General features: G+C 46.1%; 21 protein-coding genes and 4 tRNA genes. 14 read left to right on the top strand and 11 right to left on the bottom strand.

What is annotated here, in order from left to right; all coding sequences use genetic code 11:
* The 10 genes from ACTXGO_RS01820 to ACTXGO_RS01775 form a co-directional block, all read left to right on the top strand.
* A partial coding sequence (locus tag ACTXGO_RS01820; RefSeq protein ID WP_443573243.1) for a tetratricopeptide repeat protein occupies positions 1-1,631 on the top strand: 1,631 nt, incomplete at its 5' end.
* Positions 1,632-1,776: 145 nt separating this feature from the next.
* Positions 1,777-2,415 carry a lipoprotein insertase outer membrane protein LolB gene (lolB, locus tag ACTXGO_RS01815; RefSeq protein ID WP_435950092.1) on the top strand — a complete coding sequence of 213 codons (639 nt, stop codon included), beginning with the start codon at positions 1,777-1,779 and terminating at the stop codon, positions 2,413-2,415.
* 49 nt (positions 2,416-2,464) lie between these two features.
* On the top strand, positions 2,465-3,439 hold the full coding sequence (gene ispE / locus ACTXGO_RS01810; RefSeq protein ID WP_443573242.1) for a 4-(cytidine 5'-diphospho)-2-C-methyl-D-erythritol kinase: 975 nt from the start codon (positions 2,465-2,467) through the stop codon (positions 3,437-3,439).
* 102 nt (positions 3,440-3,541) lie between these two features.
* Positions 3,542-3,617 (top strand) — tRNA-Gln (locus tag ACTXGO_RS01805).
* A gap of 183 nt (positions 3,618-3,800) precedes the next feature.
* Positions 3,801-3,876: transfer RNA gene (locus ACTXGO_RS01800), tRNA-Gln, on the top strand.
* Positions 3,877-3,973: 97 nt separating this feature from the next.
* Positions 3,974-4,921, top strand: coding sequence for a ribose-phosphate pyrophosphokinase (locus tag ACTXGO_RS01795; RefSeq protein ID WP_317199585.1), 948 nt, complete (start codon positions 3,974-3,976; stop codon positions 4,919-4,921).
* Between the two features lie 318 nt (positions 4,922-5,239).
* The gene (locus ACTXGO_RS01790) at positions 5,240-5,944 is read left to right on the top strand and encodes a 50S ribosomal protein L25/general stress protein Ctc (RefSeq protein ID WP_317199586.1); all 705 of its coding nucleotides are present in this window, start codon (positions 5,240-5,242) and stop codon (positions 5,942-5,944) included.
* A gap of 160 nt (positions 5,945-6,104) precedes the next feature.
* Positions 6,105-6,686 (top strand): aminoacyl-tRNA hydrolase, encoded by a 582-nt coding sequence (gene pth, locus ACTXGO_RS01785; protein WP_443573241.1) that lies wholly within the window; start codon positions 6,105-6,107, stop codon positions 6,684-6,686.
* Between the two features lie 97 nt (positions 6,687-6,783).
* Complete coding sequence (gene panD / locus ACTXGO_RS01780) at positions 6,784-7,164, top strand: aspartate 1-decarboxylase (protein ID WP_010196068.1); 381 nt, start codon at positions 6,784-6,786, stop codon at positions 7,162-7,164.
* 138 nt (positions 7,165-7,302) lie between these two features.
* Complete coding sequence (locus ACTXGO_RS01775) at positions 7,303-8,271, top strand: calcium/sodium antiporter (RefSeq protein WP_435950089.1); 969 nt, start codon at positions 7,303-7,305, stop codon at positions 8,269-8,271.
* 22 nt (positions 8,272-8,293) lie between these two features.
* On the opposite strand, the gene ACTXGO_RS01770 is transcribed toward ACTXGO_RS01775, so the two are convergent.
* The 8 genes from ACTXGO_RS01770 to ppx form a co-directional block, all read right to left on the bottom strand.
* Positions 8,294-8,977 (bottom strand): RDD family protein, encoded by a 684-nt coding sequence (locus ACTXGO_RS01770; protein ID WP_443541161.1) that lies wholly within the window; start codon positions 8,975-8,977, stop codon positions 8,294-8,296.
* A 165-nt stretch (positions 8,978-9,142) separates the two neighbouring features.
* A tRNA-Arg gene (locus tag ACTXGO_RS01765) sits at positions 9,143-9,219 on the bottom strand.
* 154 nt (positions 9,220-9,373) lie between these two features.
* Positions 9,374-9,463 (bottom strand) — tRNA-Ser (locus ACTXGO_RS01760).
* A 296-nt stretch (positions 9,464-9,759) separates the two neighbouring features.
* On the bottom strand, positions 9,760-10,329 hold the full coding sequence (locus ACTXGO_RS01755; RefSeq protein ID WP_317199590.1) for a YggT family protein: 570 nt from the start codon (positions 10,327-10,329) through the stop codon (positions 9,760-9,762).
* 62 nt (positions 10,330-10,391) lie between these two features.
* Positions 10,392-11,225, bottom strand: a complete 834-nt coding sequence (gene proC, locus ACTXGO_RS01750; RefSeq protein ID WP_443541162.1) for a pyrroline-5-carboxylate reductase — start codon at positions 11,223-11,225, stop codon at positions 10,392-10,394.
* A 139-nt stretch (positions 11,226-11,364) separates the two neighbouring features.
* Complete coding sequence (gene tilS, locus ACTXGO_RS01745) at positions 11,365-12,873, bottom strand: tRNA lysidine(34) synthetase TilS (RefSeq protein ID WP_443541163.1); 1,509 nt, start codon at positions 12,871-12,873, stop codon at positions 11,365-11,367.
* Positions 12,874-12,999: 126 nt separating this feature from the next.
* A complete protein-coding gene (locus ACTXGO_RS01740; protein WP_435950085.1) occupies positions 13,000-13,803 on the bottom strand; it encodes an acetyl-CoA carboxylase carboxyltransferase subunit alpha in 804 nt (267 codons plus the stop codon).
* Between the two features lie 365 nt (positions 13,804-14,168).
* Entirely contained in the window at positions 14,169-15,704 is a 1,536-nt protein-coding gene (gene ppx / locus ACTXGO_RS01735) for an exopolyphosphatase (RefSeq protein WP_317199593.1), read from the bottom strand.
* A 325-nt stretch (positions 15,705-16,029) separates the two neighbouring features.
* Here ppx and ACTXGO_RS01730 point away from each other — a divergent pair, with 325 nt between their 5' ends.
* Positions 16,030-16,428 (top strand): Mpo1-like protein, encoded by a 399-nt coding sequence (locus ACTXGO_RS01730; RefSeq protein WP_435950084.1) that lies wholly within the window; start codon positions 16,030-16,032, stop codon positions 16,426-16,428.
* A gap of 122 nt (positions 16,429-16,550) precedes the next feature.
* Here the strand turns inward: ACTXGO_RS01730 and hemL are convergent, their stop codons facing one another.
* Positions 16,551-17,852 carry a glutamate-1-semialdehyde 2,1-aminomutase gene (hemL, locus tag ACTXGO_RS01725; RefSeq protein WP_435950083.1) on the bottom strand — a complete coding sequence of 434 codons (1,302 nt, stop codon included), beginning with the start codon at positions 17,850-17,852 and terminating at the stop codon, positions 16,551-16,553.
* A 138-nt stretch (positions 17,853-17,990) separates the two neighbouring features.
* On the bottom strand, positions 17,991-18,347 hold the full coding sequence (locus ACTXGO_RS01720; protein ID WP_435950082.1) for a zinc ribbon domain-containing protein YjdM: 357 nt from the start codon (positions 18,345-18,347) through the stop codon (positions 17,991-17,993).
* Between the two features lie 242 nt (positions 18,348-18,589).
* On the opposite strand from ACTXGO_RS01720, the gene ygfZ reads away from it, so the two are divergent.
* On the top strand, positions 18,590-19,321 hold the full coding sequence (gene ygfZ, locus ACTXGO_RS01715; RefSeq protein ID WP_443541164.1) for a CAF17-like 4Fe-4S cluster assembly/insertion protein YgfZ: 732 nt from the start codon (positions 18,590-18,592) through the stop codon (positions 19,319-19,321).
* Between the two features lie 54 nt (positions 19,322-19,375).
* Complete coding sequence (locus tag ACTXGO_RS01710) at positions 19,376-20,701, top strand: FAD-dependent oxidoreductase (RefSeq protein ID WP_443573240.1); 1,326 nt, start codon at positions 19,376-19,378, stop codon at positions 20,699-20,701.
* 58 nt (positions 20,702-20,759) lie between these two features.
* Here the strand turns inward: ACTXGO_RS01710 and ACTXGO_RS01705 are convergent, their stop codons facing one another.
* Positions 20,760-22,961 carry a molybdopterin oxidoreductase family protein gene (locus ACTXGO_RS01705; protein WP_443573239.1) on the bottom strand — a complete coding sequence of 734 codons (2,202 nt, stop codon included), beginning with the start codon at positions 22,959-22,961 and terminating at the stop codon, positions 20,760-20,762.
* Positions 22,962-23,600: 639 nt separating this feature from the next.
* On the opposite strand from ACTXGO_RS01705, the gene ACTXGO_RS01700 reads away from it, so the two are divergent.
* The gene (locus ACTXGO_RS01700) at positions 23,601-23,804 is read left to right on the top strand and encodes a CsbD family protein (RefSeq protein ID WP_317199600.1); all 204 of its coding nucleotides are present in this window, start codon (positions 23,601-23,603) and stop codon (positions 23,802-23,804) included.
* The last annotated feature ends 161 nt before the right edge of the window (positions 23,805-23,965 follow it).

Raw genomic sequence — 23,965 nt, 5'->3', positions numbered from 1 at the left:
ACGAGTTTAGTGATGATTTGATAAATAAATCTGCAACGATTAATGAGCCAAGCTTATATGCACTGCTCGACGCTGAGTTTGCAGCAGATCGCAGTAATATGCCGCGCGCGCTGGCTATTTATAAGCAGCAAGCCTTTAAAGAAGAGGCAACGGCGGTCTTTGAGCGCGCGCTGAGCTTATCGCTGCGCAGTGAAGGGTTTGAGTCATCCTTAGCCTTTGCCAAAGCATGGCAAGAGCGCAATCCTGAGCACGCGCCCGCTTGGTTTTATGTCGCCCATTTAGCGCTCAAAGCGCATGATTATCCTTTAGCCGCCGAGACGCTCACGCTGATATTGCAAGATGATCCAAGAGCGGATTTGAGCGAAGTTTTGGTCGGTATTTATCCTGAAACTGACGAGGACAGACGCGAGCTACTAGCGGCTTTGCAGCTTATTGATAGCGCGCAAAACGCCTCGCTATCAGTACTCAAAGCAGGCTTATTATTGCAGTTCGACGAGCCAGAAGTCGCCCTTGTACATATCGACCGTGCCCTACTGCGTCAACCAGACTACGTGCCTTTTATTACCCTCAAAGCCGATATCTTACGTAAGCTTGAGTCCTCAAGCACTGTTACCAACTACCTTACTCAATCGCGCCTGCGCAATCCCTCTAACAAGAGCTTGTACCTATATGAGATTCGCTACTTACTCGATTTGAATCAAAGCCGTGAAGCGTGGGAGTTGCTGCTTGTTGCCAATAAGCGCTTTGAGGATGATGCGGAGATTACTTTGCTTGCTGCCCTTGTGAGCTTAGATATCGAAGAATACCCTAGCGCAGATAGGCTGCTTAACCAACTGGCAAAGAGCACCAATTATCTCGATCAAGCGTATTATTACCTAGGTATTAGTGCCGAGCGCCAGCAGCGCTTTGATCAGGCCAAATATTACCTAAGCGGCGTTATGCAAGAGGATTTAGTGCTTGCTGCCCGCAAAAAAGTAGTGGCCTTTGAGCTCAATGACAATAATATCGAGGCGGCTATTGCCACTTTAGAAAAGCTACGCCAGCAGTTTGAGATATTTGCACCTGAGGCTTATATTATGCAGGCAGATATCTTGTGGCAGCAAGAGCAAAAGGACAAAGCACAAATGCTCTTGGCACGTGCTAGCCGCGAGTATCCTGATAACGAAGACCTGTTATTTGCGCGCGTACAATTACTTGATGATCGCAGTGATTATGTCATCAAGCGCACTTTACTCAATCATTTGCAGACGCTTAAGCCCAATAACTTATCTTATAAACTAAGCTACGCACGACTGTTACTTGCCAATGACAGAAATTCTGAGCAAGGCTTAGCTCTAGCAAAAGCTATCGTTCAGATTCGCTATGATGACCTGCGTTACGATAACGGTTTGCACTTGCAAGCGCTCAATGTGCTGGCAGATAATGCGCTTGCAAACGATAATTACGCACAAGTGATCAGCTATCTGCAAACGCCTTATGATGTGCTACCAACCTTAGAGTCTGGGGTGCTGCTATTGCGAGCTTATCAGGGCTTAGGCGATGATGACAGAGTTAGAATGCTACTCATAGACCTGCAAAAACGCTTCTCTTTTGGACAACAAAACGTCAATGACCGTATTCAGCTTTACTGATTGTCAGAAGTTATCAGCAGCAAAACGTCCAAAAACAATGTCGCTTATAAAAGGCATAACCGAGTAACAAATGGCGCGTAAGCTGTACTGCTAAGCACATCACTGCTAAACACACAAAAATTTGCATCCCTTTTGAGGAATAATCATGTCATCTTTATTATCAAAAACGCCATTGAACACCCGTCTATCTACATTGGCTGCCATAACTTCTGCTATATTGATTACCTCTGGCTGCCAATCGTTACAAAGCGCTAAAACGCCTATTACCAGCAGCCCTACCGTACAAGCGCAAAAACTCGATGACTTTACTATTAATGGCAAGATTGGCGTCACTATGCCTACCCCTAGTGATAGCGCACAAAACCCTGGCACGCAAGGCGGTAGTGCATTCTACGCTTGGGGTCAACAAGACGATCGCTTCGCTATTGAACTCATTGGCGCGTTAGGCATTGGCAAAACCAATATTGAATACAATGGTCAAACGGCGACACTGGTCAGCGAAAAGACAGGTACGCTCACCGCTGATGATCCAGAGACATTATTGCTAAAGGCCACAGGCTGGCAAGCGCCTATCTCACAAATGCCCTACTGGATATCGGGTCGCCCTGCGCCCTCAGATAGCGATGCACAAGTGGACGCGCAAAACCGCCTGATCAGCTCAGTCAATGGGCCTTGGACTGCAAACTTTACATATAAAGGCGCTGATACGTTGCCTAACAAAATTAGCGCCACGCAGCCGCAAGGTCAAAAGGTCATTATGACCATTAATCATCAAGATCGTTAAATTGCACTGCTGATATATTGACCCTACTTTATCTACGACGCAAAACTATATGACGACTCACACTATCACGCGCTTGTCCCCTGCCAAGATTAATCTGTTTTTGCATATCACAGGCAAACGCGGCGATGGTTATCATAATCTGCAAACCGTCTTTCGCCTGCTTGATTGGGGCGATTATTTGCATTTTTTGCCCAGTGCGCAGGTCGATATCAGCGTGGTAACTACAGATAGCGCGGATGCGAATCAGCAAGCGACTCGCCTTTGTCATCAGCTCATCATCCTTGCTGGCGCGGATAGCATTACTGACAATGTAGAACAAAACCTTATCTTTAAAGCGGCAAAAGCGCTGCTATTTTCTATTATTACAATAGGAGAGATGCCAGCATCCCTGCAAGCGGTTCGTATCACTTTAGATAAGCATCTGCCTATGGGCGCAGGCTTGGGCGGTGGCTCCTCTAATGCGGCGACCACTTTGCTAGCGCTCAACGAGCTGTGGCAATTTAAACTCAATCAAAACGAGCTAATCAAAATCGCTACCACTATTGGTGCGGACGTGCCTATATTTATCTATGGGCAGGATGCTATCGCTATGGGAATTGGTGAGGAATTAACAGCTATCAACTTGCCTGCTCAGCACTACCTGATTCTTACGCCCGATGCGCATGTGAATACTGCTAAACTATTTGCCCATCCTAAATTAAGTCGTAATATTACGCCTTTATCTATCGACACGATAAAAAACCAAACCCATGATTATGTGCAACATTTAAATGCACCTTTTAAGAATGTCTTTACGCCTGTGGTCACAAGCTTAGCTCCTGCGGTTAAAAAAGCACTAAATTACTTACAAGGTTTAGAGTCGCAAGCTCTAGGCACAGCGAGAATGACGGGGTCTGGTAGCGCCGTTTTTTTGCCATTGGAGGCGAGTGTGGCTGCTGATAAAAGCATACTGACGAAGTGGACTCACGGCGCGCCTTGTCCAGCTTATGTCGTAAATAGTCTGTCACCCTACAATCAAATTTAACTTATTCAAATATCTCCTCGTTAATCTGTTAATAATAAACCCTGTAAAAAGGCCGAAAAGCCTTGCAAAATCTGCAAATTTGATTATAATAGGTCGCCTTAAAGGGGTATAGCCAAGTTGGTAAGGCATCAGGTTTTGATCCTGACATCCGTTGGTTCGAGTCCAGCTACCCCTGCCATTTTTAGTTTGTATTGCTGCATTTTATGATTGCAATTGACAACACCCTCCTACTTTCGGTATAGTTCGCAACGAACACCGTTAGGATAAGTCAGCGATAAATAACTTTATTTTACTGCTGACATGATCGACTATCATGCCATTTTGATACTTTTCAAATAGTACTGGTAGAGCAAGACCTTACAGGGGTATAGCCAAGTTGGTAAGGCATCAGGTTTTGATCCTGACATCCGTTGGTTCGAGTCCAGCTACCCCTGCCATTTTCTACTGTAATGATATACCCCTCTTTTTTCTACATTTGAGCAGTTAGATACTGCTTTGCGGTCGCTGCTTGAGTCAATCAATAGGACTTCAGTCATGCCTTATTTGGCAATTTTTACGGGTAGTGCCCATCCAGAACTTGCGAAAACCGTAGCAGACCACCTACATATTCCTCTTGGTAAAGCTGATATTACCCGTTTTTCTGATGGCGAAATTGCTGTGGAAATCAAAGAACACGTGCGCGGTAAAGACGTGTTTATCATGCAGCCCACCTGTGCACCTACCAACGATAACTTAATGGAAATCATGATGATGGCCGACGCTTTGCGCCGCTCTAGCGCCGGTCGTATTACCGCTGTCATGCCCTACTTCGGTTATGCACGCCAAGATCGCCGTCCGCGTTCTGCTCGCGTACCCATCTCAGCCAAAGTCGTCGCTGATATGCTCAACATCGTCAGCATCGATCGCGTGATGACTGTTGATTTGCACTCAGACCAGATTCAGGGTTTCTTTGATATTCCAGTCGATAACATTTATGGTACGCCGGTACTGTTAAACGATCTCAAAAAACAAGATTACGACAATATCATGGTCGTCTCACCTGACGTTGGCGGCGTAGTTCGTGCTCGCGCTATGGCCAAGCAATTGGGCGATGCTGACCTCGCTATCATCGATAAGCGCCGCGCTCGCGCTAATGAGTCACAAGTGATGCACATTATCGGTGATGTCCGTGACCGTGATTGCGTTATCGTCGATGACATGGTCGATACCGCAGGAACATTGTGCAAGGCTGCTGAAGCGCTCAAAGAAAATGGCGCGCGCCGCGTACTCGCTTATATCACTCACCCTGTGTTATCGGGTAAAGCGCTCAAAAACATCAGTGAATCAGAGCTTGATGAGATCGTCGTCACCGATACGATTCCGTTATCTGACGCCGCCAAAGCTTGTACTAAGATACGTCAAGTGTCTATCGCTCCGATGCTCGCTGAGAGCTTGCGCCGTATCAATAACGAAGAGTCTATTAGTGCGATGTTTGATGCCTAATTGCTTTGATTCATAATTCTCAATCCGTAACTTTCATCGATTGAGATATGATTGAATAAAAATAGCGTTAAGACCCTATGAGTCTTAGCGCTATTTTTATTTGAAAGTGATAAAAGGCATAAGCCTTTATTATTGCTACAAAACCACGTATAATGCGCGCCTGTATTCATCTTTAGCTAACGTCTGTTTTTTGGCGCTAGTAGCATGATTTATACTCGTTAAGCTTTACTTTATAAGTATCAATTATCTGGTGATAGACTGGTCGCAAGTCTTAGATCACTAGTAGATACTTCACATACACTCTATAGGATTAATTCCATGGCTATTGATCATTTTGCAATTAACGCAGTTGACCGCTCTGCTGAGCAACAAGGTAAAGGTGCGAGCCGCCGCCTACGTAAGCAGAACCTAGTCCCTGCTATCATTTATGGTGGTGGTGCAGAACCAACCGCTATTTCAATCAAATTAAACGAGATGGTAAAGTCGCTTGAATACGAAGCGTTCTTTTCACAAATCTTGACCATAACTACAGACAAAGGTGATGAGCACCAAGTCGTTATCAAAGACTTGCAGCGCCATCCTGCCAAAGGCTTCCCAATGCATGCTGACTTTCAGCGCATTGTTAAGGGCCAGAAAATAAACATGAACATCCCAGTTCATTTCAGTGGTCGTGAAGACGCGCCAGGTACTGCTAATGGTGGTATCTTGTCTACGCTAGTGTCTGATGTCGAAATCATCGCATTGCCATCACAGCTCCCTGAATACCTAGACGTTGATGTGTCAAGCATGGAGATTGGTGATCTATTCCGTCTATCAGATATCAACTTGCCAGAAGGCGTGGTTATCGCTGAGCTTGAATTAGAAGACGGTCATGACCGTACTATCGTCAACATGCAGCCACCAACAGTCGAAGAAGTTGACGAGGATGCTGACGAAGTTGATGCTGACGAAGTTCCTGCTACTGAGCAAGGCGGCGAAGGCGAAGAAGCGACTGACGACGATTCAGAGTCAGATAGCGAGTAATAAGTTATGGGTTGCTACGGCGTTTTAGTCGCTTTGTAGCATCCAGACTTATGCCGTATACGCAGCAGGGGATAATCGTCTCCTGCTGTTTTTGTCAGTACATTTTGAAAAGCTAACAGCTATCTTTTCAAAATGTATTTATAGCAAATATGAGTATTTTATGGCCATTAAACTTATTGTGGGTTTGGGTAATCCTGGTGAGCAGTATATGTTCACCCGTCACAATGCTGGATTTTGGTTCGTGCATCATTTAGCGCAGCAATTTAATATTAGCTTGAGCCATGACAAAAAATTCCACGGTATCACTGGACGCGGACAGATTCATGGACATGATGTGCGCCTGCTACTGCCGCTGACCTTTATGAATAAGTCGGGGCAGTCAGTAGTGCCTATGGTCAACTTTTATAATATTGATAATCGTGAGCTGCTTATCGCTCATGACGAATTGGACATCACAGCAGGCAGTATCAAGCTCAAAACGGATGGCGGGCATGGCGGGCACAATGGTTTGCGCGATATCACTCCGCATATCGGTAGCGACTTTCATCGTCTGCGTATCGGTATCGGTCACCCAGGTCATAAGTCAAAGGTCAGCGGTCATGTACTCTCAAAAGCGGCGCCTGATGAGCAGATTGCTATTGATAGCGCATTGTCTGCCAGTTTTGAGGCATTGCCGTTGCTGTTAGCTGGCGATATCGAAAAGGCACGCTCCCAGATTAATAGCTTTAAATTACCTGAATAAAAGAGAGGTAATAACGCGCCCTTTTAATTTAGTGATCATACCCCCATTAACCTCTTGAATTGATTCATTTAACACCCGTACAATAAGGAAGCAACCTATGCTACTTAATATGCTCAAATGCAAACTACACCGTGCCCGCGTCACTCATGCAGAGCTTCATTACGAAGGTTCATGCGGTATCGATGGCGACTTGTTGGACCTCGCGGGTCTTCGCGAGAACGAGTCGATCGACATCTATAACGTCACCAACGGCAAGCGCTTTCGCACTTATGCTATTCGCGCAGAAGCAGGCTCTGGTATCATCTCGCTAAACGGCGCTGCAGCACATATGGCAGATTTGGGTGATATCGTTATCATCTGTGCTTATGCGCATTTTGATGAAGTTGAAGCGTCAACCTATCAGCCAAAGCTGGTCTATTGCAATGAAGACAATACGGTTAAAGACACGGCGAACATAATTCCTGTACAAGTGGCTTAGTCTGATTCGTTGCTAGTCTGCTACTTGCAAAACTAGTGAGTCAGACACTTATTCTTATTGTATTCGTAGTACGCATGCTAGTATTCGGGCTGAATCCAAATGGGTTCAGCTCTTTTTATGTCTGTAGAGGTATGATTTATGTGGCTGGCGATAACAGCGGTGATTATTGGACTGGCGATCTTGGTCTGGAGTGCTGACGTTTTTATTGATGGCGCTGTGGTCTTAGCTAATAAATTAAACGTACCCAGTTTTTTGATTGGTGTGGTCATCTTAGGACTTGGCACCTCAGCACCTGAAATGGTCGTCTCAGTGCTCGCTGCTTTAGAAGGCAGCCCTGAGCTGGCACTGGGTAACGCTTATGGCTCCAATATCATTAATATCGCTTTGGTACTTGGCGCAACGGTACTTATCAGCCCTATTATCATACGCAAAAGCATTATCAATCGTGATATGCCGCTACTGCTACTCGTCACTGGCGTTGCGGCATGGCAGCTTAACGATGGCGTCTTAAGTAATACTGACGGCATTGTGCTCATTGCTTTGTTGATAGCGGTATTAGGTATTCAGATTGTACTGAGTTTGAAAGAGGGTAATCACGAACATGAAGACGACCCTGTATTAGATAGTGCTCAGGAGACCAGCGCTATTCGTGGTCTTGGCGCGCTGCTACTGGGTCTCTCGGTATTGATTTTAAGCTCCCGTGCGATCGTTTGGGGTGCAGTCGAGCTTGCTACGCTTTGGGGACTTAGTGAACTGATTATTGGCTTAACCATCGTCGCTGTGGGTACATCCTTGCCTGAGCTGGTTGCAAGCTTGTCTGCCGCGCGCAAAGGCGAGCATGATATGGCGCTTGGAAATATCATCGGCTCCAATATCTTTAACACTTTAGCTGTTGTGGGACTTGCCGCGCTCATCGCACCGATTAATATTAGCCCCGTTATCTTATCGCGTGATGTGTTAGTAATGGGTGGTATCACGGTGCTACTTTTTGTGATGTGCTTATTTGCTTTTATATCCAAACGTCAATTTGGCCGCGTCTCTGGTATGACTTTGATATTGGCATTTGTAGGTTATACGTTATGGCTATCGCAAAGTGTCGCTATATAAATAAGCAAAAACAAGCCTGTGTTTATTCACTGTCTTTACGGTTGCGTAGCACGCGCCATAAGCCTTCATTCTCTGTTCTTGGCATTTTAAGGGTAATGGTGTTTGAGATCATGTCTTGTACCGCAAGGCCACGACGATTGAACAGACAAAAGGCGTAATTAAACATCAAACCTAAAAACGCACTAGTCAGCATAACAGCGCGCGAGCCGCCGATTAGGCTACCGATAAGACCAAAGATAAGCGGCATGATACTTGCCGCTAAGATACGCTTAAATGCCTGTCCCCAGCTAAGCAGATGACCGGTGTCGTTAACGGTCTTTAACCGCCACGTCTGCATACCCAGCGTCTGACCACCGCGCCGCCAAAACAGTCCATAAAAACCCACTAAGGTTAAGATAAAAGACGGCGTCATTATCGCATTTTGGTACCAAACGGGTAAGGTCTGCGCTTGATTGGACTCCGTCCCCGTCTGCATAGTCGCAAGCGTTCCTATGACTGTCAGCGCCGTCCCTACCAAGAACAGTAATGCCAGTATCAACATACCGTCATAGACGATAGCGGCGATTCTAGTCGTTGGTTTAGCAATCGTCGGCTCATCGCTTTTATGCGCCAGCTTTGCAGCTACTTTTGGCTTTGCTTGCGTAGGTGATGATATTTTGCTTCTTGACTTGGTCTTGGCAGAGGGCTTTTTGGAGGTTTTTGGCATGGCAGGCGCTCACAACAGGTAGGCAATAGGTCTATTGTACCGCAATTGCGCCTGTTATCATAAACGGATGACAAAACGAGCAGACATAAAAAAACCGCCAAATATCCAAAGATAGGCGATTGATTTAGAGTTCTCTGTAATGCTTTTAGACATTAATGATGCAAATGGTGCGCCCGGAGAGATTCGAACTCCCGACCCCTTAGTTCGTAGCCAAGTGCTCTATCCAACTGAGCTACGGGCGCGTTTTGCACATCATTTACTGAGCAGTGACATAGCACTTTTCTAGCAAATTAGGTTGGCTATTATATAGAGTACAAACTTAATGTCAATGCTTTTATCAGTTAAAATAAAAATTACTGTCAAAACACATCAAACTCTATATATCGCCGAATAAGATGGCGGTGAAGGAGGGATTCGAACCCTCGATACGCGTTAACGTATGGTTCCTTAGCAGGGAACTGGTTTCAGCCACTCACCCACTTCACCGAAACGAGATAAGACATTTGTAAAAACAAACTTTGTAGTAACAAATACAGTATCGTTGCTATCGATACGTCCTAGTCGTGGGCGAGTATTATAACAAAGACATCGCCAATTGCAAGCCTTGTCATGCGTTTAATCCTGCTTTGATAGTTATTTAATAAAATGATGTCTGATCAGTTTCAGTTGTGGATTATTTATAAAGCCACTATTGATACTAGTCATTTATATTTCAGCCATAAAAAACGCCCTACCTTAGCAGAGCGTTTGATTATGACGTATAAATTATCTTAAAGGATAGCTTAGCCTAACATCGGCATAAAGCTGGCGGCAAAACCACCGATAAAGATCTCAAGCAGATAAAAGGCAAGAAAGGCGACAATCGGTGAGAGATCTAGCATGCCTAGATTTGGGGTAATACGGCGAAACGGCGCAAGGATAGGCTCTGCTAAGCGCATAATGATATTAACAATAGGATGCACGGAACCTGTAAATACGACAATCCAGCTGACGATAATAGAGCCTATCACCAAATAGCGACACATACGCAAAAAGTCTAATACCAAACTGATGGTACCCGTAAAAAATAGCGGTACAGGGGCGATGCCTTGCTGAGTCAAAGCCGCCTTGCCTGATATATCAATCAGGCGAATAAGCAGCATCAAAACAATAGCTGCAATGCTGATGCGACCTTGCGCTACGGTAGGAAAAATACGACCAAACACATCGACGATATGGGTGGCTCGATAAGCGGGCGCGATCATAGGGTCGCTGGCATCCATATCTGCAAACTGCAGCATAAAGCGTATAAACACCAGCAGCATAGCAAAGGTGGTGACCAGATCAAAAACTTGTAATAAGGCGTTATTCATGGAGCATTACTCAGTATCGATAGTTTTGCGTTAGCAAGTGCTAAGTTTAATTCAAAAAGCATCTATTGACTCATCTCATCGCTTAGCGCTTCACTGCGCTGATAGCACGCTTGCATAGCTTCAGCGATTTGACGTCCAATCTCATTGGCTTGCATCGATTCGATCGCCGCCTGCGTCGTACCATTTGGCGAGGTGACCTTGCGGCGTAGCTCACTCGGTGCGTCATCGCTATCCATGGCCATTTTAGACGCGCCTAGCATTGTTTGCATAGCGAGTGCGGAGGCTTGCTTGCGACTTAGCCCTAAATCGACTGCGCCGTCGATCATAGACTCAATAAAGTAAAAGACATAAGCAGGCGCTGATCCTGATACAGCGGTCACTGCATGCATATGCTCTTCGCTATCGACCCACATGACCAGCCCTGACGCCGCCATTACTGCCTCTGCCAGTTGCTTGTCATCATCATTTGTCGCAGCACTGGCATATAGACCAGTTGCGCCCATTTGAATCATAGCAGGAGTGTTCGGCATAGCGCGGACGATGTTGCTATAGCCGCCGAGCATCGCGGATAAAATATCCGTCGATAGACCCGCTGCCACTGAAATGATGAGCTGCTTGTCGAGCACCTCTGTAAAAGCGCTGACCACCATTTTCATCACTTGCGGCTTGACCGCGAGTACGATGACATCTGCACTAATCACAGCGGATGTGGCATCCTCAGTGGGATCTACCGTATTGATTCCTTTAGCCGTGAGCGCTTGTCGTATCTCGCTACTAGGATCTGCAACTGTAACCAGCTTAGGATTAACGCCGCAGCCGATCAGACCACTGATCAAAGCCTGCGCCATATTACCACCACCGATAAAGCTTATCTTTTTATCATCTAATACTGACATAATTTATCCTTTATAACGTCGCTAACGGCTGCGCTTATGATCTTATTATAATTTTCATCAAACGCGCAGCAGTAGGGTATGCAAAATGACACTCAGTTTATCATACTGCCATTCTTGGCGTTTGATAAATTAAAAACCCCTAGTCAACATGCAAACTACTTTTTAACCCTTGCGCTATGGCATTGAATGCTGGATTGTCGTTGTCCAATATCCAAGTCTCAAACGGTGATATCAATGCCAGATGAATGATATGAGATTTGTTCTCGCTGTCAGGCAAGATTAGGCTCACTACTACCAAACTATCGCGTAGCCATACAGGTATACCTAAGCTCTGATACAGCTTTTTGCCTGACTGCGCTCGACTGTTTAGCGCAGTTTTTACCTTTTGCTGACGACCAAGCGGCGCAATGCTTAAAGCAATAGTATCACTCATATTTATAGGCGACTTATCAAGCACCACCTTTAATTGCCAATGGCACCTTTGATCTTGGCGTACCGTAATGAGTGTTGCTCTATGAGCAGTATGCAGCGGACAGGTTTGCGCAGGTATATCATTGTTGAGCCATGCAAGCCACTGATTGCTTAATCGATATAGCTTTTGACGATAACGACGAATCGTATAAGCTCGCTGGCGTCCTTGCCAAAATAGCTGGGTCTGATGATCAAAATCGGTGCGCTTGGTTAAGTGAATAACGTCATCTACAAGCTGCTTTGACGGCGGTAGCGGCTCATCTAGTGCCAGCCAGTAGTGCATTAATTGACTCAGGCGAGCGCTTGGCAAGGCATTTAATGAGTCGATATCGATAACGCGCTGCACAGGCGGCATTTGTAGTGGTGCAAAAGATGAGGCGGATACTTGTATAAGATCTTGCTTCGCTTGCGCATTAATAATGTCTTTGGCATCCGCTAATAGCTGCGCGCTACGAGCAATATTCTCGGTTGCGTTAGCATTATAGTGTGTGAGCATAGGCAAGACATCGCGGCGCAGACCACTGCGTACATTATCTCCGCTATCATTCGTGGGATCATCGATATAGGGCAACTCCATCCGCTTAGCGTAGGCAGTGATATCACTGCGGCGCACGCTGAGCCAAGGTCGCCATAACACATGTTGCCGCGCGCCTGTCTGTTGCAGGCGAAGGGGCATCATGCCTGCCAGTCCATTGACGCCTGCGCCTTGAATCAAGCGCATCAGTACCGTCTCAGCTTGATCATCGCTATGATGACCGAGGATCAGTACATCACCTTGATTGATATGCGCTAGCATGGCGGTATAACGGGCTTGGCGCGCAGCTTGCTCATCAGCACCGTCCACCTGAGCTTGCAAGATATAACACCGCATTTGCTGCGCGCGCGCCCAATTGGCTACGTGTATCGCCCACTGCGCGCTACCTGCTTGCAAGTTATGATCGACATGCAGTAGCTGCGGCAAAAATGGCACCTTGCCTTGTCTATAAAGCTGCACGCATGCAGCAGCTAACGCTAACGAATCACGGCCACCACTACAGGCCAGCCAAATACGGCGACCGTGCAGGTGCTCATAGTGCTCAGCGGTACTGGCTAGTAGCGCCTGACTGAGCTTTTTATCTACTGGCAGAGTCGATGACAGCGTTCTGATGGGATGATGACGGATAGCAGAGCTATTCATAAAATAATCTTATTAAAATATGGTTTATTGATCTGCTTAACAATAATAAACCTTTAGATATAAAAAAACGTGCCTTTATAGGGACACGTTTATTTTAACAAAATACTAAAGAGTTAAATCGACCTTTTAGGCAGGCAGCATCACCTCAGAATTAAAGGTTTTAAGCTTTTCATAACGTTGCTCACAGCGCACGTCTGCATCCATATCAACAAGCTCATTCAACTGCTCAGTAATCAGCTCCTTTAGCGCGTTCATAACTGGCTGCGGATGGATATGCGCGCCCTCGCCTTCTTCAATAACCGCGTCAATAAGTCCTAGCTGATACAAGTTAATTGCGTTGAGCTTTAGCGCTTCGCTAGCGTCTTTGGCTTTTTCAGCGGTTTTCCATAGGATAGAGGCGCAGCCCTCAGGAGAGATAACTGAGTAGATACTGTTCTGGAGCATATTGACTTTGTCACCAACGCCAATAGCTAGTGCACCACCTGAGCCGCCTTCACCGATAATCGTCACGATAATTGGTACTCTAAGGCTTGAGAATACCGCAATACTCTCAGCGATCGCTTGCGCTTGTCCGCGCTCTTCTGCGCCAATACCAGGATAGGCGCCTTGGGTGTCGACAAAGGTCATCACAGGAATATTAAAGCGCTCAGCCATTTTGACCAGACGGATCACTTTGCGATAGCCTTCAGGATTTGCCATGCCAAAATTATGAGCGATGCGCTCGCGCGTACTACGCCCGCGGTGTTGACCAACTACCATAACCGGCTCGCCATTGAAGCGCGCAAGGCCTCCGACAATCGCCTTGTCATCAGCGAAAGCTCGATCGCCATGAAGTGCGTCAAACTCTGTGAATAATTGATTGACGTAGTCCATAAACAATGGACGTTTGGCATGACGTGCCAGTTGTACGCTATCCCAGACGGTACTCATAGACTTATCCTTTTTGTCATTTTTTCTGTGATGACTGATATGATCTAGGCGCTATTGCAATACAAAGCGCTATTGTTAATTAGGGCATTCAACCACTATCAGCATCATGGCAGTACAGTTGTAAACTCAATAAAAACTATAGTAGCACATCTTATAAGCTATGGCATTAGCACAACTTTACGTTATTGACATTTATAACGTCGTGCTTATCTATCGTTCAAAAGAATAATGACGTTTACAGGTAACGGATTTCTAGCAATTTTATAATGTATAACTTTTCAATGTATAAAAGCGATAAGTCATATTATTTATCCGCTTTAACAATTATCTACTTCAGTGATTATCCACTTCAATGATTATCTACTTCAATAATTATCCGCTTCAACAATGTCAAGCTTGACGCCCCACTTAGCGAATTGATCAGTCTCCGCATAAAGATCGGTAAGCAAAGACGTATAGTGCTCGTTACCATTGGTCACCGTAATTTGCCAGTGATTGCTCTTAATCACCTTGATACTCATTGTCGGCGGAATATATTCGCTGCGACCATGATGGGCTAATACGGCTAACCGAAGCAGCAGGCACAGATACACTAAGGAATCACCGCCAATGCTGCAAGCCTGCTCAAGCGCATCGGATTTAAGCCGCCGCCTGTGGCTAAGTGCCAGCTGCGCCATACGCTTTTGGTCCACTTGTGAGAACCCTGGAATATCTGAATGCTCTAACAAATAGGCACTATGTTTGTGATAACCGCTATGACTAATCGCTAGACCCACCTCATGCAAATAAGCGGCGCGGCGCAATAGGTCAGCGTCATCGGTATTTAATTTTAAATCTTTTGCCACTTGTTCAAAGAGTAGATGGCTGCTCTTGACCACTTGCTTGGCTTGTTTTTTATCGACCGAATAACGCTTGATGAGTGCCAGCACGCTACGATCGCGCACATCTTCACTGCTAAAGCGCCCAAGCATGTCATACATCACCCCTTCTCGCAGCGCGCCATCTGAATAGGTCAACGTCTCAATCCCAAGTACTTTCATAACCGCGCGCAGTACCGCTACCCCTGCTGGGAACACCGCTTTTCGGTGCTCTTTGACGCCTTCTAAGTCAATATCGTCAACGTTACCTATTTTAGTTAACAGCTTTTCAAGCTTTTTGAGACCCTGATACGTCACGCGCTCTTGATCATCAGACCAACCTTTTGATACCAGCACATTACGCACCGCCTTAATCGTGCCGCTTGAGCCGATTACACTGCTCCAGCCCGCTTTTTGGTAGCGACCATTAATCGCCAGCACCTCTTTACGCGCCGCGCCAATAGCTTTGGTAAAGGCGTCTTTGGTGATTTGGCCATCAGCAAAGAACTTTTGAGTGAAGGCGACGCAGCCCATTTGCAAGCTCTCAGTGAGTATCGGCTCAAAACCTTGACCAATGATGAACTCAGTCGAGCCGCCGCCAATATCTATAACCAGACGCTTATCGCTACTGGCATTGGTGTGCGAGACGCCCAAATAGATCAGACGTGCCTCTTCGCGACCAGCGATAATCTCAATAGGTTTGGGCAATATCTCATTAGCACGAGCGATAAAGTCGTTGGCGTTTTTGGCTTGGCGCAGGGCATTGGTCGCAACGATACGCACGCGCGCAGGTGGTACCGCATCAAGACGCGCCACGAACCGACTCAAACAATCCAAACCTCGGCGAGCGGCTGCCGCACTCAATATATTGTGCTCATCTAACCCTGCTGCTAATTGTACCTTTTCAGACATGGAGACTACTTTTCGTACCTCACCATGATCAAGACGAGCAATCGCTAAATGAAAACTGTTGGAGCCGATATCGATAGCAGCCATCAATTCATCTTCGGCAAGCGGCGGATTGGTAAGGTAGTTGTTGGGCATAAAAAGCGGTTACCGTAGGTTGCAGGTTGAATGCCTCAAACAATCAACGAAAAGAGATACAAATAACCTCAAACCCTGATTGTAAGGTATCAAGCGTTATCAATGAGTGCTGTCATTAAAGCATTTATGCCCAATAGGGGCAAGCGCTCGACTGTCCTATATATTCAAGAGCGGATATGAGATTTAGCTATTGCGATGTGCTAGGTTATATCGCAATAACAACGGCTATGTCATAATTAACAATTACTTAGCCTTAATTTTGTTATATGATAATGATCTATCTACACCCTTTATAACGCATAAAAAGACGAGCAAGGACGCTACTATGAACACTCAAACCAAACACACCGTTTTTAGCCGTACAGACCTAGAGACCAACAACAAAATCAGAAACGTCAAACCAACTGAGCAAAGGTTTTATGACTTCTATTTAGAAGAGCATCAAAATATGGCTTGTCGGCGTTTGCATTTTGCGGGCAGTAGTTTTGGTTTATTAGGCTTGGCAAAATCTATCAAAACCCGTTCGCCAAAACCTCTACTCAAAGGGATTGCCGCAGGCTATGGCTGCGCTTGGGTCGGACATTTTTTCTTTGAAAAAAACAAACCTGCCTCGTTTAAATTTCCGCTCAAAAGCTTCGCTAGTGACTTTCGCATGTATGGCGATGTACTACGCGGCAGATTAAGTCTAAAAGATACTAAGTTTGATAAGATCAAACAGCGATAACTCTTTATCCGTCAGCAACTCTTTATTCGTCGGCCCTATTATCCGTCAGCTTTTACCTGACACAAAAAAGCCAGTACGTTTTATCGTACTGGCTTTCTTCTTATGACATTTTAGATCAAAAACTAACCTTTTGCCATTTGAGCAAAGATCTCATCAGCCGCTTTGACCGAAGCATCCAGATCTTCATCACTGTGCTTGATAGACATAAAGCCTGCTTCATAAGCAGAAGGCGCAAGATAAATACCACGATCTAGCATACCGTGAAAGAAAGTATTGAACACGTCCATATCGCACGCAGTCACATCATCAAAATCAAGCGGTGTTGGCGTGTCGGCGTCTTTTACAAAGAACATGCCGAACATGCCGCCAAGCTTATTGGTACGCAGATTGATACCGTGCTTGTCGGCAGAGGCTTGAATACCATCGACTAAATGGTCGACTTTGGCAGAGAGCTCCTCATAGAAGCCATCAACAGTTAAGTCCTCAAACATCGCGATACCTGCCCGCATGGCAAGCGGGTTGCCTGACAATGTACCCGCTTGATAGACGCCGCCCATCGGTGCGATACATTCCATAATCTCTTGCTTACCGCCAAAAGCGCCAACTGGCAGGCCTGCCCCAATGATTTTACCAAAGCACGTCAAATCAGGCTGAATGCCAAAATGCGCTTGCGCGCCGCCAAGTCCAACGCGAAAGCCCGTCATCACTTCATCAAAGATCAGAACCGCACCATGCGCTGTGCACTGCTCGCGCAGGGTATCGTGAAAACTCTGCTCTGGGATGACCATGTTCATGTTACCGGCGATGGGTTCCACGATAACGCAAGCAATCTCGTCGCCCCATTTCTCAAAGCACTCTTTGATCGCATCTGGGTTATTAAAGGGAATGGTAATGGTATGCTTAGCAAAATCAGCGGGCACGCCTTTGGAGGTGGGCTCACCGATATCGAGCATGCCAGAGCCTGCCTTGACTAGCAGACTATCTGAGTGCCCATGATAGCAGCCTTCGAACTTGACGATTTTGTCGCGTCCTGTATAGCCGCGCGCTAGGCGAATAGCACTCATCGTCGCCTCAGTACCTGAGCTGGTCATGCGTATCATCTCAACGCTTGGTACGATCTCGCATATTTTGTCGGCGACAGTCGTTTCAAACGGCGTTGGTGTACCAAAGCTGAGACCATCGTCGGCAGCTTTTTTGACGGCATCGATTACTTTTGGGTGGGCATGCCCCAAAATCATTGGCCCCCAAGAGCCGATGTAATCGATATAGGCGTTGTCTTCGGTATCATAGATTTTGCTGCCCTTGGCACGGTGCATAAATACAGGCGTACCACCGACCCCAGCAAAGGCGCGAACGGGTGAATTGACCCCACCTGGAATGTGCTTGCGGGCTTGGGCAAAGAGTTGTTCGTTTTTAGTGCTCATAATGTACCTTTATTTTGTTTTACTTTTAAATTCAAAGTGAGTTCTACACTCATGATTTGAGTATTTGCTTATAAAATTACGTTGTAAAAAAGACTCTTATTAATTTTGTAACAACATAAGTTTGATAGCGCTAGCCGTTTACGCTTTTTTGACCACTGATGATTTAAGCTTCATCTGTCCAAAGCCGTCTAATTTGCAGTCGATATCATGACCATCTACAGGATCATCAAGCAGGCGAATGCTCTTGGCTTTGGTGCCGACTTTGATAACTATCGACGAGCCTTTTACCTTTAGATCTTTGATGACGGTGACCGCATCCCCATCTTGCAACGCATTACCTACCGCATCACGTACGATGCCATCCTCTTGCGTTTTTGTGTCAGCCGCATCACTCTCAGCTGCCGTCCATTCATGAGCGCACATCGGGCATACAAGCAGCGCGCCATCTTCATAAGTGTAATCAGCCGCGCATTTGGGACAATTAGGTAAGCTCATAGCAGTCTCGCAGCTCGTTATTAATAGAGTATTTTATGGCCCTCATTGTAGCGCAAATCCACTATTTTAACCAATGAGTCAGGTTACGATAAGATGTATTACTAAATCGTTACGATAAGTGAGACATCTCTTTTGTGCTCACTTTTTGTGCTACTCTCCATATTAAGCTGTCATTTAGCTCCCCACACAATTAACCTCTAACTAAATTGATAAACATACCGTTTGTATTAGGAATAATAACAATGACTGACTCTCACTTACCGCAGTTTTCTCAGATCACCATCGAAGGCGAGGATGCCGAAAAGTTCTTGCAAGGTCAAATTACTATTGATGTGACCAAGCTTGGGTTAAGCTATCAGCCAACTGCACTTAGCAATCTAAAAGGCCGTATCGAGTTTGGCTTATGGATCAAAAAGCAAGACGAGAAGCAGTACGATGTAGTGATTAGTACTGATTGCGTCGACGCTTTGCTGGCACATTTAAACAAATTTGGCGCGTTCTCCAAGTTTACAACCAGCGCACCTGTCACGATTTACCCTTGTGTACTTGATCATGAGCCGACCTTCAGCCATAGCTCAGATAACGCTGACGGACAACAATGGGCGGCGATAAGTATTGCTACGGGTAACTATTGGATAGTGGCTAAGACGCAAGGTGAGTTTCAACCGCAAGAATTGCGCTTGCATCAGCGCGGCGGTATGGACTACGACAAAGGCTGTTATCTAGGACAAGAAGTGATCGCTCGTATTTATTTTAAAGCGGCGCCAAAAGCATTTTTGCACCGAGTTAAAGGCTCAGGTGAGACGCCTTTGGCAGGTGAGAAGTTGGGTAAAATACAAGTGGTCAATGCCATATCTACCGATACAGGGTTTGAGGCTTTAGTAGTGGCACGTCCTGAAGCTTTGGGTGATAGTGAGATGCGTGTTCTTGATCTGCCAGAGGCGCTACAAGCTGACGTGGCCCGACCTCAATGATACAACTTTAATCATCAATATAAATAAAAAAAGGTACTAACTAAAGGGAGGCTTATGACGCACATCGCGGTACTAGGAGCAGGCGTAGTCGGTATTACTACCGCATGGTACCTACGTCAAGCCGGCTTCGATGTGACAGTTATCGAGCGCGAATCAGCGCCTGGTATACAGACTTTATTTGCAAGTGGCGCTTTATCAGTAGGGGGTATGAATCCGTGGGCTAACCCTAAAACCCCACTTGCCACCCTTAAAGGATTTTTTCGAGAAGATGCGCCGCTCTTGTATCACCTGCGCGCTGATAAATCACAGCGCCAATGGGCACTACAGTTTTTGCGTGAGCGCCGCGCTGAGCAAGCAGATGCCAATTTGGCTCAAATGGTGCGCTTAGGACTCTACTCGCAAACCGCCTTAAAACAGTTGCGCATAGATACTGATCTCAGCTATGAGCACAAAACTCGCGGCGTCATGCATTTTTATACTCATCAGGCGTATTTTGAAGCAGCGGCTGAGCCAACTAAACGGCTACAAGAATTAAGCTGTGAGCGCCGCTTTATCGATATTAATAATGCGGCAAGTTTGGAGCCTGCGCTATACCCTGTTGCTCATAGGCTCGTTGGTGCAACCTTTACGAGCTGCGATGAGTCAGGCAATCCGTACCTGTTCACTCAGCGCTTGACTGAAAAGTGCATACTTGCAGGGGTGCGCTTTTTGTATAACACTGAGGTTGTCGCCATCAGCATGGATGACGATACGAGCAAATCTCGTGTCCACAGCATTACTATCCGTCCCATCGATGAAAACGCGCAAACCTTTAGCGCGGACAGTTATGTATTAGCGCTTGGTCACGATAGCATGGCGCTTGTCAAACCTTTAGACATTCATCTACCTATTTTCGCTGCAAAGAGCTACTCTGCAACTTACAAGGTCAATCCGCGCGCGCCGCATTTAGCGCCTTTTATCAGCCTTATTGATGATGAGTACAAGCTCATCATATCGCGACTGGGTGATAAACTACGAGTGACCAGCGCTATCGAATTTAGTGGTCATAGTTTGCCGCTCAATTTAGCGCAATGTGAGGCGATTACTGATCGTATTCAGCATCTATTCCCCAAAGGCATTATCGCCAATTCGGCTAAGTACTGGGCGGGCATTCATCCGATGACCCCATCAAGTGTGCCGTTAATTGGGCGCGCGCACGCAGGCTCTGTAAGGCGTGGTAGTCAAAACAGTGAGGCGACTTTTGAAAATTTATGGCTCAATACAGGACATGGTACGTTAGGCTGGACCTTTGCTTGCGGCTCCGCCAAGGCACTAAGTTTGCTGTTACAAGATAGAGTACCCGACATCGATTTTAACTTTGTCGGTATCTCACACTCTTAAAAAATAGAAAATCAGACATTAAAAAGGGCGCTTACGGTTAAGCGCCCTTTTTGCACTTTTATGAGAGCATCGAAGCTTCACTTTCTGCTTCTACTTGATCTTTAACTGCAATAGCCTCTAGTTTCACAGGGACGCCGTTGACCGCCGCATTACCGCACAGCTCATCGATCAAAGTATCATCGGTCAAATCGTTGACGCTGACCCCAGCATGCGCTTGGGCGATTTTTTGCTTAACGCCACTGCGGCCGTGACCCCAGCCGTGCGGAATACTCACTACTCCTGCCATCAGCTCATCAGTGACTTCAGCGCTGATCGTTACTTGACCGACGCGCGAGGTGACTTCTACGTCTTGCCCATCCTCAATACCATACTCGCGTGCCGTATCAGGATGCAGCATCAATGTGCAGCGCGGCTTGCCTTTGACCAAGCGCTGACTATTATGTAGCCAAGAGTTGTTACTACGCACATGACGGCGACCGATCAACAAAATTTGCTCGTCATCGTAATTTGCCATCATCTCCTGCACTCGCGCCAGATCTGCTTGATAAAAATCAACATTGAGAGCAATCTGTTTGTCTTTATGCTTAATCGCTTGCGGTAGCATACGTTTGAGTGGTCCTAGATCCATGCCATGAGGGTTTTTCTTAAGCTTGCCTAGTGTCATGCCTTGATAAGGTCCGCGGCGCAGCCCTTGATCAAGGACGAACTTGGGCCCTAGTCGCGCGGTGAGCTCACGCTCTACTCGGGTTGCTAGAGCAGGTTTTTTGTCCAAGCGCTTGGCAAGCTCTAGATATATCTGCCAGTCGTGCCTAGCATCTTTGTGCTTGGTAAACAGTGCGGGTGAGTATTTGGCGACATTATGCACTGCAAAGCCATTAAAGGTCACATCATAATGCTCGCGCTCTAGCGGCGAAGCTGGCGGCAATATAATGTTGGCATGGCGACTGGTTTCGGTCACAAAATAATCGATGGCGACCATAAAGTCCAATTGCGCCAAGGCCTCATCTAACTTCTCACCATTTGGGGTACTGAGCACCGGATTGCCCGCCACACACATAAAGGCCTTGAGCTGCCCCTCGCCTGTCACTAGCATCTCATCTGCCATAGCGACGACTGGGTAATCGCCATTAAAATCAGGCAGATTGCTCACGCGCGTATGACGTTTACCCAGATACCCTGGGCCTGAATTATTGACCAAATCAACCGCAGGATTAGGGAACATCAAGCCGCCTACTTCATCCAAGCGTCCAGTGACGATATTGATGATCATAATCAGATACTGACATAGCAGACCAAACTCCTGCACTGAAACGCCCATACGCCCGTAACAGACTGAGCTGTCCGCCTCGCAAAACTCAGTGACTAAACGTTTAATCTCATGCGCACTTATACCCGTGATACTCGCCACCGACTCAGCGCTATAGTCTTTGGCAAAGTCTGCCATACGCTCAATCTCTGGCGTCAAAGCAATTGCCTTGTTGTTTTTAGCACGTGCTTTGTCCGCGTAGCCTTGGATATAGATCTCGTTGAGCATAGCGAGCAGCAACAGAACGTCAGTGGCTGGACGGATAAAATGGTGCTCACTTGCCAGCTCAGCCGTCTCTGTACGTCTAGGGTCAATGACCACTACTTTGCCACCGCGTGCTTTGATATCTTTGATCTTTTGACGCATATTTGGCGCGGTCATAATACTGCCGTTGGAGGCTAGTGGATTGCCGCCGATAATCAGCATGTGCTGGGTACGGTTGACATCAGGCACTGGGATACGCAGCATATGCCCAAACAGATGCATGCTGACGATATGGTGCGGCAGCTGATCGATTGAGGTCGCAGAGAAGCGGCTACGGGTCTTTATACTATTAAGCAGGTGCTTGACGGTGAGCATACCGCCCATGTTATGCACGTTTGGATTACCCAGATAAATGCCAAGGGTGTTTTTGCCGTGCTTGCTCTGTACGTCGCTGATACCAGCGGCAACTTTATCTAATGCCTCCGGCCAGCTGATTTTTTTCCAGCCGCTCGCAGTACGTTCTACCGGATGACGCAGGCGATCAGGGTCTTCGTGCAAATCTTGCAGTGCTGTCGCTTTGGGACAGATATAGCCTTTAGAGAAAGGATCATCTTTGTCGCCTTTGATGGACAATACCTTGTTGCCATCGTGTTTGACGACGATGCCGCACATGGCTTCGCACAAAGTACAGGTTCTAAGATGCGTTTTTTCGTTGGCTTTATTTTGCTGCGTTTTACTTTTCGTCGCCATAATCATACTTCCTTGTACTTTAAAATAGACATTCCATTTTGGGGTCGTTCTTATTAGCTAACAGTTGACTGCACTCAAACTATCTTTAAGAGTCGCTTAAAAAGTCAGTCTACAACGTAATATCTTACTTGTCTGTTTTTTCTCATCATATTAGGACGTGTTGAACATTCACAAATACGCACTGACAGAGACTATTTTTTAGGCGGTTCGCAGTTAAACATAGTAAGTTTAGTTATTCTAAGCATCTATTTTTAACCATGAAGCGTCAAAAAAGAGTCCTGTCCCCAGCTATTTATAAAGAGGGGCTGATGCTAAAATCGCTCTATTCGTTGTAAAAATCTAGCCAATACATCAGTATTACCTGCAATTTTTACTTAGACTAGAACAATTTTAGCTATCAGCAGTGCCATGGTTGAATGTTCAACACGCCCTAATAAATTGATATATAAAACAAGAAATTACCCGTCATTATCCTTAAGTTACACTACCAACATTCCTTATACAGACAAAACAGTCGTCAATTTATATAGTGATGACAGTAGTTGAGTATTTAAATATTTCGATAACTAAACTACTAAAAACATTTATAAGGAAGTGGTGGCACAGACCACTATACCAATAACTAAAAGGAGCACCACAATGAACGAACATACTCTAAAAGGTGACTGGAATCAGATGAAAGGCTCGGTCAAACAAAAATGGGCGGACTTGACAGACGATGATCTCATGCATGTAGAAGGTAGCCGTGACAAGCTCGTTGGCCGCGTGCAAGAGCGTTACGGACATAGTAAAGAAGACGCCGAGCGTGAAGTTGATGATTGGCGCCGCGAGCACAAATACTAAGTCATAAGTTAAATACTTAAACATAAAAAACCGCATTGAGATTCAATGCGGTTTTTTTGTACTCTCATCGCTCAAAATCAAGTCAAACACCAGACACGATAAAACCGCATAGCAAATCACTGTTATGCGGTTTTATCGTTGACTATCCGTGTCACCTGTTA

Source organism: Psychrobacter sp. T6-1 (assembly GCF_052258445.1).
Note: the sequence above shows the minus strand (reverse complement) of the source record. Positions and strands in the feature narration are given on the sequence as shown.